This window comes from Amycolatopsis roodepoortensis (assembly GCF_014873915.1).
Taxonomy (GTDB): domain Bacteria; phylum Actinomycetota; class Actinomycetes; order Mycobacteriales; family Pseudonocardiaceae; genus Amycolatopsis; species Amycolatopsis roodepoortensis.
Map to the genome: position 1 here is coordinate 1,611,582 of NZ_JADBEJ010000001.1, position 14,658 is coordinate 1,626,239.

Genomic DNA, 14,658 nt, shown 5'->3' on the forward strand with positions numbered 1-14,658 from the left:
ACCGCGCGGTCGCTGAGCCTCAGTACCGGTAGTGGTCCAGCTTGTACGGGCCCTCGACGTCCACGCCGATGTACTCGGCCTGGCGCTTGGTCAGCTTCGTCAGCCGGACGCCCAGCGCGTCGAGGTGCAGGCGGGCCACCTTCTCGTCGAGATGCTTCGGCAGCACGTGGACGTCGGTGGTGTACTCGCCCTGCTTCGTGAACAGCTCGATCTGCGCGATCGTCTGGTTGGTGAAGGAGTTCGACATCACGAAGCTCGGGTGGCCGGTCGCGTTCCCGAGGTTCATCAGCCTGCCTTCGGACAGCACGATGATCGAGTGCGCCTCGCGGTCCGCCGTCGCGGGGAAGACCCACTCGTGCACCTGCGGCTTGACCTCGATCTTCTGGATGCCCGGGATCTTCGCGAGGCCGGCCATGTCGATCTCGTTGTCGAAGTGCCCGACGTTCGCGACGATCGCGTTGTGCTTCATCTTGGCCATCTGGTCGGCCATGATGATGTCGAAGTTGCCGGTGGTGGTGATGAAGATGTCGCCGCGCTCGACGACGTCGTCGAGCTCCACGACGTCGAGGCCCTCCATCGCCGCCTGCAGCGCGCAAATCGGGTCGATCTCGGTGACGACCACACGGGCGCCCTGGCCGCGCAGCGATTCCACCGCGCCCTTGCCGACGTCGCCGTAACCGCAGACGACCGCGACCTTGCCCGCGATCATCACGTCGGTGCCGCGGTTGAGACCGTCGATGAGCGAGTGGCGGATGCCGTACTTGTTGTCGAACTTCGACTTCGTCACCGAGTCGTTCACGTTCATCGCCGGGAAGAGCAGCTCGCCGTCCTTGGCGAGCTTGTAGAGCCGCTTGACGCCGTTGGTGGTCTCCTCGGTGACCCCGCGGACCTCCTTGGCGATCCGGGTGAACCGGCTGGTGTCGCGGCCGAGGCTTTCGCGGAGGGTCTCCAGTACGAGGCCGTATTCCTCGCCGTCTTCCTCGGTCGCCTGCGGGACGGCGCCCGCGGCCTCGAACTCGACGCCCTTGTGGATCAGCAGGGTCGCGTCGCCGCCGTCGTCGAGGATCATGTTCGGGAGGCGGCCGTCGCCGAAGTCGAAGAGCTGGTCGGTGCACCACCAGTACTCGGCGAGGGTCTCACCCTTCCACGCGAACACCGACGAGCCCGACGGGTTCTCGACGGTGCCGTCCGGGCCGACGACGACGGCCGCGGCCGCCTCGTCCTGCGTCGAGAAGATGTTGCAGGACACCCAGCGCACCTCGGCGCCCAGCGCGACGAGCGTCTCGATCAGCACGGCGGTCTGCACGGTCATGTGCAGTGAACCCGCGACCCGCGCGCCCTTTAGCGGCTGCGAGCCGGCGTATTCGCGGCGCAGCGCCATCAGACCTGGCATCTCGACCTCGGCGAGGCGCAGCTGCTTGCGGCCGGCCTCGGCCAGGGAGAGATCGGCGACGGCGAATTCGATCCCGTTGACCTTGGACAGGGTCGGGCTCATGGGTTCTCCAATCATCAGGGAAGGCAGGGTGGAGCGGTCCTTTTCGCCGGTGGCGGAAAGGACGACGTCAGTGCGGGGGTTTCAGTGCTCGGCCTCGAAGACCGGAAAAGGGTTCGGACGCAACAAAGGCACCTCCACAGTGGGAGGCGCCCTTACGTCTGTCGCGGCGGGCCGAGCGTGGCGGAAGAATTCCGTCGCAGCGCCTCTCGACCCGGAACCAGAATGGCAAAGCGCCGCGAGCGCTGTCAAGGCGACGCGGATCGCTCCGTAGCCGAGAGGAATTCGGCGCGGACACCCAGCAGGCGGACCGGTCTGCCGAGGTCGAACATGCCGAGAACGGCCAGCGCCGCCTTCTCGATTTCGGCGGGGTCGGAGGTCCGTGCGGGCAGGGTCATGCTGTGCGTATGGGTCTGGAACGGGGCGAACCGGACCTTGACCGCGACCCGCGCGGCGGGCCTGCCTTCCTCGGCGACGTCCTGTGAGACGCGTTTCGCCAGCACGACGACCTCCGCCGCCATGGCCTCGGGATCGGAGATGTTCTGCTGAAAGGTCGTCTCGCGGCTACGGGATCGCGCGACGTACGGCGTCGCGGTGACTTCGGCGTCGCCGATTCCGCCGGCGAGGATCCGGTACCAAGGGCCGAGCTTCGGGCCGAACCGGGCCGCGAGGTCCGCCGGATCGGCGCCCGCCAGCTCCAGCACGGTGTGGTAGCCGGCCTCGGCGAGCTTCTTCGTGGTCTTGCTGCCGATGCCCCACAGGGCGTCCGTCGGCCGCTCGGCCATGACGTCCCACCAGTTGTCCTGGACGAGCCGGAAGATCCCCGCGGGTTTGGCGAAGCCGGTGGCGAGTTTGGCGCGCAGCTTGTTGTCCCCGATGCCGACGGAGCAGGAAAGGCCCGTCTCCTCGGCCACTTCCCGCCGGATGTCGGCGGCGAGGGCTTCGGGATCGTCGGTGGTGACGCCGAGGAACGCCTCGTCCCAGCCGAGCACTTCGACGACCACGGGGAATTCCCGCAGTACCGCCATCACCCGATCGGACACCTCTTGGTACGCGGGGGCGTCCGTGGCGAGGAAGATCGCGTCAGGGCAGCGTTTCGCGGCGGTTCGCAAGGGCATCCCGGACTGGATGCCGAACTCCCGCGCCTCGTACGACGCCGTCGCCACGACGGCCCGTTCCGTGGGATCACCTGTGCCGCCGACGATGACGGGCTTACCGCGCAGCTCAGGCCGCCGGGCGACCTCGACCGCCGCGATGAACTGGTCGAGGTCGACGTGAAGTACCCACTCCCCGGCGGCCATGGAACCGAGCTTAGGACCGTTCGGCGATCTCGTCGCGCATCCGCTGCTCGTTCTCCTGCAGTTCCGGGGTGAAGTTCTCGCCGAAGTCCTCGGCTTCGAGGATCTTGCGGACCTCGAGCACGGTGTCGCCGGTCGGGGGAGTGGGGCAGCGCTTCGCCCATTCGATCGCTTCGGCGCGCGAAGGGACGTCGACGATCCAGAAGCCGCCGACGAGTTCCTTGGCTTCGGTGAAGGGGCCGTCGGTGACGGTGGCCCCGGCCGCGTTGAGCGTGACCCGTGCGCCCTTCGAGCTTTCCTGCAGGCCTTCGCCACCGACCAGCACCCCGGCGTCGAGCATCTCCTGGTTGAACTTCGCCATGGCGGTCAGAGCCTCCATCGGCGGCATCTTCCCGGCTTCGGAATCCTCGTCCGCCTTGATGATGATCATGAACCGCATGCGTCTTCTTCCTCCCAGTGAACTGGACGTATCGCCCGGACTCTACCGGTGGACGGGAAGACGATCAGGCGCGCCCGAACCGGGAAAGATGGACGATCACCGCCGCGGTCACGGTGATCATTCCCATCAAGAGCAGGGCCGGACTGTTCACCACGATGCCGAGCAGCATCAACAGTCCGGCGGTGATGTCGAGGCTGAGGACGAGTGCCAGCCGGAGCAGCGGGGGCCGGGCGGGCCTGCCGGACCGGAGCCGGGCGGCCAATGCCGGCTCGGTGAGCTCGAACCAGCGCTCGATCTTCTCCAGCTCTTGCCGATCGTGATGGCTCAGCATCGGTTTCTCCTTCGGCGCGCCCCGGCCGTCGACATCCACGGAATACCCAGGGGGAGGGCCGGATAAGCATCGAATTTCACCGAGCTTCGTATAACGTCCTATACGGCTCGCCGTCGAAGATCCTTCGAGGCGCTGATCATTGCGCCATTAGGGGTTTCGGCGTGCCGAAAGATCGTCAAGGAAGGGAAGGGCTCGGTAGTTTCCACGCTTGTGGCCAGGGCGGCCGCGGTGCACCATCTGGGAGGACGCGCGCGATGACCATCCCCACCGAACCGATCGGCAGTATTCCCCGTCCTGGTTATCTCATCGAAGCGCTCGGTGAGCACGCGGCGGGACGGCTCGACGCCGACGGACTCGGCGAGTCGCAGGAAAAAGCTCTCGTGGAGACCATCGAACGGCTCGAGGCGACCGGCTCGCCGGTCATCACCGACGGCGAACAGGGCAAGCCGAGTTTCGCCACGTATCCCTTGGCGGGCCTCACTTCGCTGGCTTCGGACGGTGTCGTCATCCCGTTCGCCGACGGGCACACCCGACAGCTTCCGAGGCTGACCGGCGGGCCGTTCCGCTATCAGACCTACGCCGACAGCTATCTGCATGAGGCCAAGAAGTACGCGACCCGGCCGGTGAAGCAGGCGGTGATCGCGGCTTCGGCGATCAGTCTCGTCTATCCCGGTGAAGAATTGGCCGGATACGACAAGGAACGGTTCATCGCCGACCTGGTGAACGAGGCCGAGACCGACATCCGCCGCAGCCTCGACGCGGGCGCGGACAGCGTCCAGATCGACTTCACCGAAGGCCGCCTGTCATTGAAGCTCGATCCGTCCGGCGGCCTGCTGAAGTCCTTTGTGGACTTGAACAACACCGTATTGGACCGGTTCTCGGAGGAGGAGCGGAAGAAGATCGGCGTGCACACCTGCCCTGGTGGGGACCAGGACTCAGTGCACAGCCTGGACGTCGACTACGCCGGGCTGCTGCCGACGTTGTTCCGGTTGAAGGTGGGCAACGTCTACGTCCAGCTGGCCAGCGAGCCGGATCCGGAGCGGGCACTGCAGGTGATCGCCGAGCACGCCCGCCCGGAGCAGCGGGTCTTCGTGGGCGTGACCGACCCGATCGACCCGCGCGTCGAAACCGCCGAAGAGGTACGGGACAGGGTCCTCCAGGCGGCGCGGTACATCCCGCCGGACCGCCTGGGCACCTGTGACGACTGTGGTTTCTCACCGTTCGCCGACGACACCTCGACGTCGCGGGAGATCGCGTTCGCCAAGATCGCGGCCCGCGTCGAGGGTACGCGCCTCGCCGCCGAATCCCTCTGACGCCGGGTGATGGGCGCCTTCGGTCAGTTCTGCACCGCGACCCGGATGCCGAGGCCGACCAGGAAGGTGCCCATCACCGCGTCCATCGTGCGACGCACCCTGCCGGAGCCGAAGAACCTCCGCAGCGAACCGACCAGCGTCGCCAGGACGAAGGTCCAGACGACGGCGACCGTGGTGGCCAGCACGGCCAGCTGCAGGGTTTGCGCGGTCGAGGCCGAATGGGGGAGGAACTGGGGGATCAGCGCGAGGAAGAACATCGCGACCTTCGGGTTGAACAGGTTGGTGAGCAATCCCTGCCGGAACGCCTCCTTGGGCGCGACGTCCGGCGCGACCTTGTCCTTGAGTTCGCTGTAGTCGCCGCGGCGCACCGCCAGCCACGCCTTGACACCGAGGAAGATCAGGTACGCGGCGCCGATCAGCTTCACCACGGTGAAGGCGATGGCCGACGCGGTGAGGATCGCGGCGACCCCGAGCGCGATCGCGACCACCCAGACGAAGACGCCGAGCGCGATCCCGAGTCCGGCGGCGATCCCGGCCTTGCGCCCGCCGAGGATCGCGCTGCGGGTCACCACCAGGAAATCCGGGCCCGGTGCCATCGCGCCGAGCAGGCAGATCAGGACGAACGAGAGTGCGGTGGCCCCGGAGATCATGTCCGGATGCTATCCGGCTCGTCGATGTCCCTGGCCATCACGGCGCCCGGTACGTCGACGCCGTCGGGCGTCGTGACGGTCACCCGTTCGACTTCGGTGAAGCCGAACGACCGGTACAGCGGGACACCGGGCAGGGTCGCCGTCAGGGTCAGCGAGGTGAAGCCCTCGGCCTTCGCGGCGAGACGACAGGACTCGAGGATCGCGCGCCCGAGACCGCGGCGCGTCCAGTCGCCGCGGACGAACATGGCGCGCACGCGTGCGGGTTCGGTGGCCGGGTCGAGCGGACGGTCGTCGTCCGACGCGTCGCCGGCGCCCGCGTGGGTCTTGTTGCGTCTGCTCCAGCCCCCGCAGGCGACGATCTCGCCGTCCGCCTCGTGCACGAAGTAGGTGCCGTCTTCGATCAACCGGAGGTCGAGGCGCGCGATGTGGTCCGCGGCGCTCGCGGTCTGCCGTTCGTCGTAGAACCGGGGGAACAACTCCAGCACCGAGGCCCGCATCAGCGCCGCGATGGCGGGAGCGTCGGCGAGGGTGGCCGTCCGCTGCGGAGGCGTGTACGTCGTCATGTCGCGGAAGATAGCCAACGGCCGCGGCGCCGCCTACCGGATAATCATGTGATGATCACCGACGACGGCTGCGAGCTGTGGACCTCGGCGACCGGCCGGGGCGAACCGATCCTGTGCTGTCACGGCGGCCCCGGTCTGTGGGACATGTTCGGCACCCTCGATCTCGGACCGCGTTTCCGGTTGATCCGGTGGGATCAGCGCGGTGCCGGGCGTTCGGAAGCGCGTGGCCCGTACACCCTCGAACGGATGATCGCCGACGTCGACGCCGTCCGCGAGTGGCACGGCCTCGACCGCGTCCCGGTTCTCGGGCATTCGTGGGGTGCGCATCTCGGTCTCCTCTACGCGCTCGCGCGACCGGAACGGGTGAGCGCACTCGTGTACGTGTCGGGCGTCGGGCTCGGTCACGAGTGGCACGCGGAGTTCAAGCGGAACTTCGAGCGGGTGGCGGGGGAGAAGCCTCGCGACGACGGGCGCGAACGCGCGATCTGGCAGTGGACGGCCGATTTCGTGACCGGCGGTGCACGCCATGCCGAAGCGATGGCGACACCTTGGTTCCCGGTGAACTACGAGGCGAACGCGGCGCTCAGCGAGGAGATGCGGACCGTGCCGGAGCGGGAGCTGGTCTCGGCCTGCGAGTCGCTGCGGGTGCCGACGCTGATCGTGGACGGGATGGCTGACAACCGGCCCCGGTGGGCCGTCGACTCCTTGGAGCGGGCTCTGCCGTCGGTGCGGCGGGTGCGGTTCGCCGACGTCGGGCATGTGCCGTGGCTGGAGGCGCCGGACGAGTTCCGTTCTGCCGTGACCGAGTTCCTGACCGCCCCGCATTGTTCGGGGTGAAGGGGACTTTTCCGCAGCAGAGGCGGGCGAACGGGTCGCGAAAGCCACTTTCGGGACGTGTGGTGTCCCGAAAGTGGGGCGGATTCATGGGGTCGTTGCAACATCCTTCGTGAGCTGGGAGTTGTGGTGGCTGGTGGGTTGGTGTTGCCGCGTGTGGTGCGGGTGCGGTTCTGGGATGCGGTGCGGGCGGGGTGTCTGCCTAAGCCTGCCGCCCGTTTGGTGGATGTGTCGCACGAGACCGGGCGGCGGTGGTTCGCGCAGGCTGGCGGGGTGATCGGGAACGCACCTGGCTCGTTGGGTGAGCGCTATCTGAGTGTGGCTGAGCGGGAGGAGATTTCTCGTGGTCTGTCCGGGGGTCTGTCGTATCGGGAGATCGCTCGGCAGCTGGGCAGGGCCCCGTCGACGATCAGCCGGGAGGTGACGAACAATGGTGGCCGGGGCGGGTATCGAGCGCATCGGGCGGAGTCGGCGGCGCGGGATCGGGCCCGGCGGCCGAAGACCGCGAAGCTGGCCGAGGCCGGTAATCGCGAGTTGCGGGATCATGTGCAGGCGCGGTTGCTGCAGGAGTGGTCTCCGGGGCAGATCACAGCCAGGCTGGCGATGGAGTTCCCCGACCGGCCGGAGATGCGAGTGTCACACGAGACGATCTACCAGTCCTTGTATGTGCAGAGCCGGGGAGCGCTGCGCCGCGAGCTCACCGCGTGTTTGCGGACAGGACGGGCACTGCGCCGCCCGCGCAAGCAAGCACAGGCACGACGGTCGCGGATCCCTGATCTCGTCGAGATCAGCGAACGGCCGGCCGAAGCCGAGGACCGGGCAGTCCCGGGGCATTGGGAAGGCGACCTGATCACCGGTGCCGGTAACAAGTCCGCGATCGGCACCCTCGTGGAACGCTCCACTCGGTTCGTCATACTGCTGCACCTGCCCCACGGCCACGACGCGATCCAGGTCCGGGACGCGATGATCGACGCGATCCAGACCCTCCCGCACCAGTTGCGGCGGTCACTGACCTGGGACCGGGGCAACGAGATGGCCCGTCACGCCGACATCACCCTCGCCACCGACCTGGCCATCTACTTCTGCGACCCGCACTCCCCATGGCAACGCGGGACGAACGAGAACACCAACGGCCTGCTTCGCCAGTACTTCCCCAAAGGGACCAACCTGCACCAGCACACCGCAGAACACCTCACCGCAGTCGCCGCACGACTCAACAGCCGCCCCCGCAAAACACTGGACTGGCACACCCCACTCGAAAAACTCACCACGCTACTGTCCTAAACAGAGCACGTTGCGACCACCGCATGAATCCGCCTGGCTTTCGCGGCACCGCTCATCGACTCATGACGGTCAGGCCTTGGTGATCGGCTGCTGCAGCTCGGTGACCCAGTGGTCCCCGTCCTCCGGGCATTCGAGGTAGAACTCCCGCGCCGGGCCGCTCGCGCGGTACCCGTGGGCGTCGACCCACTTCGCCAATGCCTGGTAGCTGGGGAGCACGGTCTCCATCGAACCGCGGTGCAGGATCGTCGCCGCGGTCGCGACTTCGGCGAGGCGGACCGTCGAGAATCCTTCGGTGCCATCGGTTTCGGCCGAGATCGGGACCGCGGCGTGGATCAGCACCCGTTCGGCGTCGGCGTCGTCTTCGTAGTAGGCGATCAGCGGCCCGGACGGCGTGATCGGGCCGAGCGCGCCGAACAGTTCCTTGTAGAGCCCTTGGACGACAGGTCCGATCTCGTCGTTCACGTAACCGCTCGCCGTCCCGGTCAGTTCGGCGACGCGCACCGCGGGCAGGCTTTTGACGACGACGTCTTCGGAAGGCATGGTTCCCTCGCTTTCGATCGACCGGAGCCTCGCTTCGACGGCCTTGAGCCGCGCCTCGTCGGCCTCGATGGCCGCTTCGAGTTCGGCGCGGCGCAGCCGCAGCATGCCGCGCAATTCGTCCGCGCCGATGTCCGCGTCGAGGATCTCCTGCACCTGGGTGAGGGTGAAGCCGAGATCCTTGAGCGCGATCACCCGGTTGAGCCGGGCCAGCTGCTCGCCGCTGTAGGACCGGTAGCCGCTGAACGGGTCGACGTGGGCGGGGCGCAGCAGCCCGATGGCGTCGTAGTGACGCAGCATCCGGACCGACACCCGGCCGTGTTTGGCGAAATCTCCGATACTGAACATGACGCCTCCCAGCGCACAGCCTGACACGGTGTCACAGTCAAGCGGTCACCGCACGAGCCGGAAGAACGACCGCACCTCCTCGGTGAACACGTCGGGCTGTTCGAACGCCGCGAAGTGGCCGCCCCGGTCGAGTTCGTTCCAGTACCGGATGTCGGTGAAGCGGCGCTCCGCCCAGCGGCGGGACGGACGCGGCGTCTCGCGCGGGAAGATCGAACAGCCGGTCGGCACGGTGATGGTGTCCACAGTGGACTCGGCGAACCAGCTCGACACCTCGGCGAAACTCTCCCAGTACAGCCGGGCGGACGAGGCGCCGGTGCCCGTCAGCCAGTAGAGCGTGATGTCGTCGAGCATCGCGTCGCGGCTCAGCGCGTTCTCCGGATGGCCGTCGCAATCCGTCCACGACTGGAACTTCTCGACGATCCACGCGCACAGCGCGACCGGCGAGTCGGCCAGCGCGTAGCCGATCGTCTGCGGCCTCGTCGCCTGCTGGATCGCGTAGCCCGAGCCGTCGGCCTTGGCTCGTTCGAGGTCGGCGAGCGATTTCCGTTCGGATTCGGTCAGCTCGCCGAACGTCGCCGGGTCCGGCGCCGCCAGCGGTGGATTGAGATGGATCCCGGCAAGCCGTTCGGGCGCCGTCCGGCCCATGAGCGTGGTGATGCTGGTGCCCCAGTCGCCGCCTTGGGCGCCGTAGCGCTCGTATCCCAGCCCCTCCATGAGGCGGATCCACGCGTCGGCGATGCGCTGGATCGACCAGCCGGCCCGCGCGGGTTTGTCGCTGAAGCCGTACCCCGGCAGGGACGGGACGACGACGTGGAAGGCGTCCGCCGCGTCCCCGCCGTGGGCGACCGGATCGGTGAGCGGACCGAGCACGTCGAGGAACTCGAAGACCGAACCCGGCCAGCCATGGGTGAGGACCAGCGGCAGCGCGTCCTGGTGCGGGGAGCGGACGTGCAGATAGTGGATGCCGAGTCCGTCGATCTCGGTCCGGAACTGGGGGAACGCGTTGAGCCGCGACTCGGCTGCCCGCCAGTCGTAGGCCTCCGCCCAATAGGCGCACAGTTCACGCAGGTAGGGGGCGGGTACGCCCTGCGACCAGTCGTCGACGGTCTCGTCTTCGGGCCAGCGGGCACGGCGGAGCCGATCACGGAGGTCTTCGAGGTCGGCCTCCGGGATCCGGGCTTGGAACGGCGTGCTGTCCATGCCGGCTGACGCTAACGAAGGGGTACGACAATTCGTGGACTTCCGGCCGCCCGAGTGCTATAACCAAACTACATACTGTATACAATCTGCCGTGAGCGGGGTGGGACCCATGCCCGATCCTCGAATCCTGCGAGACCACTACGGCCGCCGGTATCGCGTCGGCGAAAGCGACGTGGACCTGATCGGCAGGCCCCGGTCGTGGATGCTCTGGCTCGGCTGGACCGCGATGTTCGCCGCCGGTATCCAGCAATACGGCTTCGGCGTCGTCGCGCCGGTCCTGATGGACACCTACGGCTGGACGTTCCCCGAGGTGATCGCCTCATTCGCGCTCTGGACGGTGTGCCAGGCATGCGTGGTGTACCCGGTCGCCCGCCTGCGTGACCGGGGGATGTTCCCGCCCGCCGTCGCGGTGATCGCCGGCGGAGTGCTTTGTGCCACCGGGATGTTCACCCTGGGGCACGCGAACAACCTGGCCGCGATGTTCATCGGCTACTCGGTGCTCGGCGGGATCGGGACGGGTGTCGTCTACGCGACCTGCGTCGGCACGGTGATGAACTGGTTCCCCGATCGCGTGCCGGCGCGGGTGGGCGCGGTAAGCGGCGCTTTCGCCTACGGCAGCGTGCTTTTCGTGCTGGTGGCGGGGTTCTGGCTGTCGGAGGCCAACCGCCGTCCGATACTGGACGTCGTCGCGGTGGCCGTGCTCATGATGATCGCGGGCACCGCGGTCCTGCTGCGCGATCCGCCGTCCCGGTGGTGGCCGGAGCGGCCGGATCCGCGGGCGTGGGCGGCCGACAAGGTGCGCAACCGCGGGGTCGCGGTGAACCGGCCCGCCCTGCGCGAGTACCGGCCGGGTGAGGTGCTCCGCTGTCCGACCGCGGTGGCGATGTACCTCATCGTCGTACTGGCCGCCGCGGTCCTCCTCTTCGACGTCGCCTACCTCGCGACTTTCGTGGCGGCGCAGGGAGGCGGGCCGGAACTCGCCGCCGTCGCGCTCGCGGTGCTCGCCGGGGTGACCGGTGCGGGACGCGTCCTGCTCGGCGGATTGTCCGATCGGCTCGGCAGGCGCCGGATCCTGCGGCTGGCATTGGCTACCGGCGGGATCGCCCAGTTCGTGCTGCTCTACTCGGGCGATCACGCGGTGGGACTCGTGGCGGGTGCCGCGCTGGCGGGGCTCGGGAACGGGAGCTGCTACTCGCTGCTGGTGTCGCTGGTCCGCGACTATTTCGGTGAGGAGTCGGCGCTGCAGAACTTCGGGGTGCTGTACAGCGCCAAGGCCGTCGGGGCGTTGCTCGGAGTCGGTCTGGCCGTGTTCGTCGTGTCCACGCACGGGTATCTCGGCGCTTTCGCGGTGGCGGGCGCGCTCAGCGTCCTCGGCGCTCTGCTCGGCGGACGGCTTTCCCAGCCGGGTCGGCCGAAGTCGTTGCTGCCGGTGATCCGCTGATGGGCCGGGTGACCACCAGGCGGCGCGTCGTCCGCGTCGTCGAAGGTGTGCCGGGTGCCCGCCCGGACACGCTGACCGTCGAAGAGCCATTGGAGATCCGCGTCGGCGGGAAGCCGTTGACGATCACGATGCGGACCCCAGGGCACGACTTCGACCTCGCCGCCGGATTTCTCGTCGGCGAAGGGGTTTCGCGGTCCGCGAAGGACATCCACTCGATCCGCTACTGCGCGGGCGCGACCACCGACGGTGCCAATACCTACAACGTGCTGGACGTCGTCCTCGCCGACGGCGTGGCTCCGCCCGACGCCTCGCTGGAGCGGAACTTCTACACCACGTCTTCGTGCGGCTTGTGCGGAAAGGCGAGCCTCGACGCCGTACGGACCACCGCGACCTGGCCGGTGGACGGCGACGATCTGGCGATCACACCGTCCACAGTGGCCGAACTGCCGGGCAGGCTCCGGACGGCACAGCTGGTCTTCGACCGCACCGGCGGGCTCCACGCGGCCGGGTTGTTCAGCGCCGACGGGGAACTGTTGTGCCTGCGGGAGGACGTCGGCAGGCACAACGCCGTCGACAAGGTGGTCGGCTGGGCGGCGCGCGACGGGAGACTGCCGTTGTCCGGGACGGTGCTGATGGTCAGTGGGCGGGCGTCGTTCGAACTGGTGCAGAAGGCGGTGATGGCCGGGATCCCGCTGATGGCGGCGGTTTCCGCGCCGTCGTCACTGGCGGTGGACCTCGCCGCGGAGCTGGGCCTGACCCTGGTGGGCTTCCTGCGGGGCACCTCCATGAACGTGTACACCCGCCCGGACCGCCTCGGGTTCTCGTGAGTGGTCAGGACGGTTCTAACCGTCCTGACCACTCACGAGGACTTCCCGCACGAGCGCCGCCGTCTCGCTGGGGGTGCGGCCGACCGGGATGCCTGCCGCTTCGAGTGCTTTCTTCTTCGCCTCGGCGGTGCCGCTCGACCCGGACACGATCGCGCCGGCGTGCCCCATCGTCTTCCCCGCCGGCGCGGTGAACCCGGCGATGTAGCCGACGACGGGTTTGCTCACCCTCGCCCGGACGTACTCGGCCGCGCGTTCTTCCGCGTCGCCGCCGATCTCGCCGACCAGCACGATCACGTCGGTCTCGGGGTCCTTTTCGAACTCCTCGACGACGTCGATATGCGTGGTGCCGATGATCGGGTCACCGCCGATGCCGACACAGGTCGAGAAACCGTGGTCGCGCAGTTCGTGCATCAGCTGATAAGTCAGCGTGCCGGATTTCGAGACCAGCCCGATCCGGCCGGGTTTCGTGATCCCGTCCGGGATGATCCCGGCGTTGGACCGGCCGGGGCTGATCACGCCGGGACAGTTCGGCCCGATTACGCGGGTCGCGCTTCCCTTGGCATGGGCCCAGAAAGTGGCCGCGTCGTGCACCGGGACACCCTCGGTGATGACGACCGCCAGCCCGATTCCGGCGTCCACGGCTTCGAGGACGGCGTCCTTCACCGCGGGCGGCGGCACGAACAGCACCGACACGTCCGCGCCGGTCGCGGCGACGGCTTCCGCGGTATCGCCGAACACCGGCAGGACGCGCCCACCGAGCGAGATCTCCTGCCCGGCCTTGCGCGGGTTGATCCCGCCGACGACGTTCGTTCCCGCGGCCAGCATGCGCGCGGTGTGTTTGCGGCCTTCGGCGCCGGTCATGCCGGCGACGACGATCCTGCTGTGTTCGTCGAGGAAGATCGCCATTTCAGGCCTCCGGTTCCGCGGCCGCCAGTTTCGCCGCCGCGCCCGCGGCGTCGTCCATCGTGTCCGCCAGGGTCACCAGCGGATGCGCGGCCTCAACGAGGATCCGCCTGCCCTCGGCGACGTTGTTGCCATCGAGCCGTACCACGATGGGTTTGGCGGCACGGTCGCCGAGCTGGGCGAGCGCGCGCACGATGCCGTCGGCGACGGCATCGCACGCGGTGATCCCGCCGAAGACGTTGACGAAGACGCTGCGCACCTGCGGGTCGCCGAGGATGACGCCGAGCCCGGCCGCCATGATCTCCGCCGACGCGCCGCCACCGATGTCGAGGAAGTTCGCGGGCCCGACGGCCCCTGCGTCCACCGCCGCGGCCGCGACGACGTCCAATGTGGACATCACCAGTCCGGCGCCGTTGCCGATCACGCCGATGTCGCCGTCGAGTTTGACGTAGTTGAGCCCGGCCTCGCGGGCACGGCGTTCGAGCGGATCCTCGTCCGGCGAGTCCACGAAGTCGGCGTGGGCCGGGTGCCGGAACGCGGCGTTGGCATCGAGGGTGACCTTCCCGTCGACCGCGACGACCGTCCCCACCGTGGTCTGCACCAGCGGGTTGACCTCCACCAGCGTCGCGTCTTCCGCGACGAAGACGTTCCACAGTGCGACGACGGCGTCGGCCGCGGTCTCGGGCAACCCGGCCGTTTCGACGATCCGGCGCGCCGAAGCGCGGTCCACGCCGGTCCGCGGATCGACCGGGATCCGTGTCAGGGCCTCGGGTTTCGCGGCCGCCACCGTCTCGATGTCCATCCCGCCTTCGGCCGAGGCCATCGCGAGGAACGTCCGTTCGGCGCGGTCGAGCAGGAACGAGAGGTAGTACTCCTCGGCGATCGCGCTCGCTTCGGTGACGAGCACCTCGTGTACGCGGTGCCCCTTGATGTCCATGCCGAGGATGTCTTCGGCCGCCTGCTCGGCGTCGTCGGGGGAGTGGACCACCTTCACGCCGCCGGCCTTGCCTCGTCCGCCGGTCTTCACCTGGGCCTTGACCACGACGGATCCGCCCAGCTCGACGGCGATCGCCCTGGCCTCTTCCGGGGTGACGGCGACCTTCCCCCGGGGGACCGGGACGTGGTGCCGCTCGAAGAGATCTCGTGCCTCGTGCTCGAAAAGGTCCACGCGAAGTCCTTTCGCGAAGGGAGAGGAAAC

At 68.4% G+C, this 14,658-nt stretch carries 15 protein-coding genes; 5 read left to right on the forward strand and 10 right to left on the reverse strand.

The genetic code is table 11. The features are described 5' to 3' along the window. Nucleotides 1-19 precede the first annotated feature (19 nt). The 4 genes from ahcY to H4W30_RS07330 all read right to left on the reverse strand — a co-directional run bounded on the left by ahcY (nucleotide 20) and on the right by H4W30_RS07330 (nucleotide 3,560). Complete coding sequence (gene ahcY, locus H4W30_RS07315; RefSeq protein ID WP_192742065.1) at nucleotides 20-1,495, reverse strand: adenosylhomocysteinase; 1,476 nt, start codon at nucleotides 1,493-1,495, stop codon at nucleotides 20-22. 245 nt (nucleotides 1,496-1,740) lie between these two features. Next, a complete protein-coding gene (locus tag H4W30_RS07320) occupies nucleotides 1,741-2,793 on the reverse strand; it encodes a DNA polymerase IV (protein WP_192742066.1) in 1,053 nt (350 codons plus the stop codon). A gap of 10 nt (nucleotides 2,794-2,803) precedes the next feature. After that, on the reverse strand, nucleotides 2,804-3,229 hold the full coding sequence (locus H4W30_RS07325; RefSeq protein ID WP_126734583.1) for a YciI family protein: 426 nt from the start codon (nucleotides 3,227-3,229) through the stop codon (nucleotides 2,804-2,806). A 64-nt stretch (nucleotides 3,230-3,293) separates the two neighbouring features. Continuing rightward, nucleotides 3,294-3,560 carry a DUF3040 domain-containing protein gene (locus H4W30_RS07330; protein ID WP_126734582.1) on the reverse strand — a complete coding sequence of 89 codons (267 nt, stop codon included), beginning with the start codon at nucleotides 3,558-3,560 and terminating at the stop codon, nucleotides 3,294-3,296. A 254-nt stretch (nucleotides 3,561-3,814) separates the two neighbouring features. Between H4W30_RS07330 and H4W30_RS07335 the strand changes: the two genes are divergently transcribed. Further along, the gene (locus H4W30_RS07335) at nucleotides 3,815-4,873 is read left to right on the forward strand and encodes a cobalamin-independent methionine synthase II family protein (RefSeq protein WP_192742067.1); all 1,059 of its coding nucleotides are present in this window, start codon (nucleotides 3,815-3,817) and stop codon (nucleotides 4,871-4,873) included. Nucleotides 4,874-4,896: 23 nt separating this feature from the next. Here H4W30_RS07335 and H4W30_RS07340 read toward each other — a convergent pair whose 3' ends face one another. Next, on the reverse strand, nucleotides 4,897-5,523 hold the full coding sequence (locus H4W30_RS07340; RefSeq protein WP_192742068.1) for a LysE family translocator: 627 nt from the start codon (nucleotides 5,521-5,523) through the stop codon (nucleotides 4,897-4,899). Further along, on the reverse strand, nucleotides 5,520-6,086 hold the full coding sequence (locus tag H4W30_RS07345) for a GNAT family N-acetyltransferase (RefSeq protein WP_192742069.1): 567 nt from the start codon (nucleotides 6,084-6,086) through the stop codon (nucleotides 5,520-5,522). Before H4W30_RS07345 ends, H4W30_RS07340 begins: the two co-directional genes overlap by 4 nt. 51 nt (nucleotides 6,087-6,137) lie before the next feature. Here H4W30_RS07345 and H4W30_RS07350 point away from each other — a divergent pair, with 51 nt between their 5' ends. Together H4W30_RS07350 and H4W30_RS07355 are read left to right on the forward strand one after the other, a co-directional pair. After that, nucleotides 6,138-6,923 (forward strand): alpha/beta fold hydrolase, encoded by a 786-nt coding sequence (locus H4W30_RS07350; protein WP_192742070.1) that lies wholly within the window; start codon nucleotides 6,138-6,140, stop codon nucleotides 6,921-6,923. A gap of 123 nt (nucleotides 6,924-7,046) precedes the next feature. After that, on the forward strand, nucleotides 7,047-8,204 hold the full coding sequence (locus H4W30_RS07355) for an IS30 family transposase (RefSeq protein WP_404799861.1): 1,158 nt from the start codon (nucleotides 7,047-7,049) through the stop codon (nucleotides 8,202-8,204). 69 nt (nucleotides 8,205-8,273) lie between these two features. Here the strand turns inward: H4W30_RS07355 and H4W30_RS07360 are convergent, their stop codons facing one another. Both H4W30_RS07360 and H4W30_RS07365 read right to left on the reverse strand, forming a co-directional pair. After that, entirely contained in the window at nucleotides 8,274-9,089 is an 816-nt protein-coding gene (locus H4W30_RS07360) for a MerR family transcriptional regulator (RefSeq protein WP_192742071.1), read from the reverse strand. A gap of 45 nt (nucleotides 9,090-9,134) precedes the next feature. Next, nucleotides 9,135-10,289 (reverse strand): epoxide hydrolase family protein, encoded by a 1,155-nt coding sequence (locus H4W30_RS07365; protein ID WP_192742072.1) that lies wholly within the window; start codon nucleotides 10,287-10,289, stop codon nucleotides 9,135-9,137. A 109-nt stretch (nucleotides 10,290-10,398) separates the two neighbouring features. Here H4W30_RS07365 and H4W30_RS07370 point away from each other — a divergent pair, with 109 nt between their 5' ends. Beyond that, nucleotides 10,399-11,730: an OFA family MFS transporter gene (locus H4W30_RS07370; RefSeq protein WP_192742073.1), complete on the forward strand. Its 1,332-nt coding sequence runs from the start codon at nucleotides 10,399-10,401 to the stop codon at nucleotides 11,728-11,730. Next, entirely contained in the window at nucleotides 11,730-12,557 is an 828-nt protein-coding gene (fdhD, locus tag H4W30_RS07375; RefSeq protein ID WP_192742074.1) for a formate dehydrogenase accessory sulfurtransferase FdhD, read from the forward strand. The genes H4W30_RS07370 and fdhD overlap by 1 nt, the downstream gene beginning before the upstream one ends. A gap of 15 nt (nucleotides 12,558-12,572) precedes the next feature. On the opposite strand, the gene sucD is transcribed toward fdhD, so the two are convergent. Further along, nucleotides 12,573-13,463 (reverse strand): succinate--CoA ligase subunit alpha, encoded by an 891-nt coding sequence (gene sucD / locus H4W30_RS07380; protein ID WP_192742075.1) that lies wholly within the window; start codon nucleotides 13,461-13,463, stop codon nucleotides 12,573-12,575. Between the two features lies 1 nt (nucleotide 13,464). Next, nucleotides 13,465-14,628 (reverse strand): ADP-forming succinate--CoA ligase subunit beta, encoded by a 1,164-nt coding sequence (sucC, locus tag H4W30_RS07385; protein WP_192742076.1) that lies wholly within the window; start codon nucleotides 14,626-14,628, stop codon nucleotides 13,465-13,467. Between the last annotated feature and the right edge of the window lie 30 nt (nucleotides 14,629-14,658).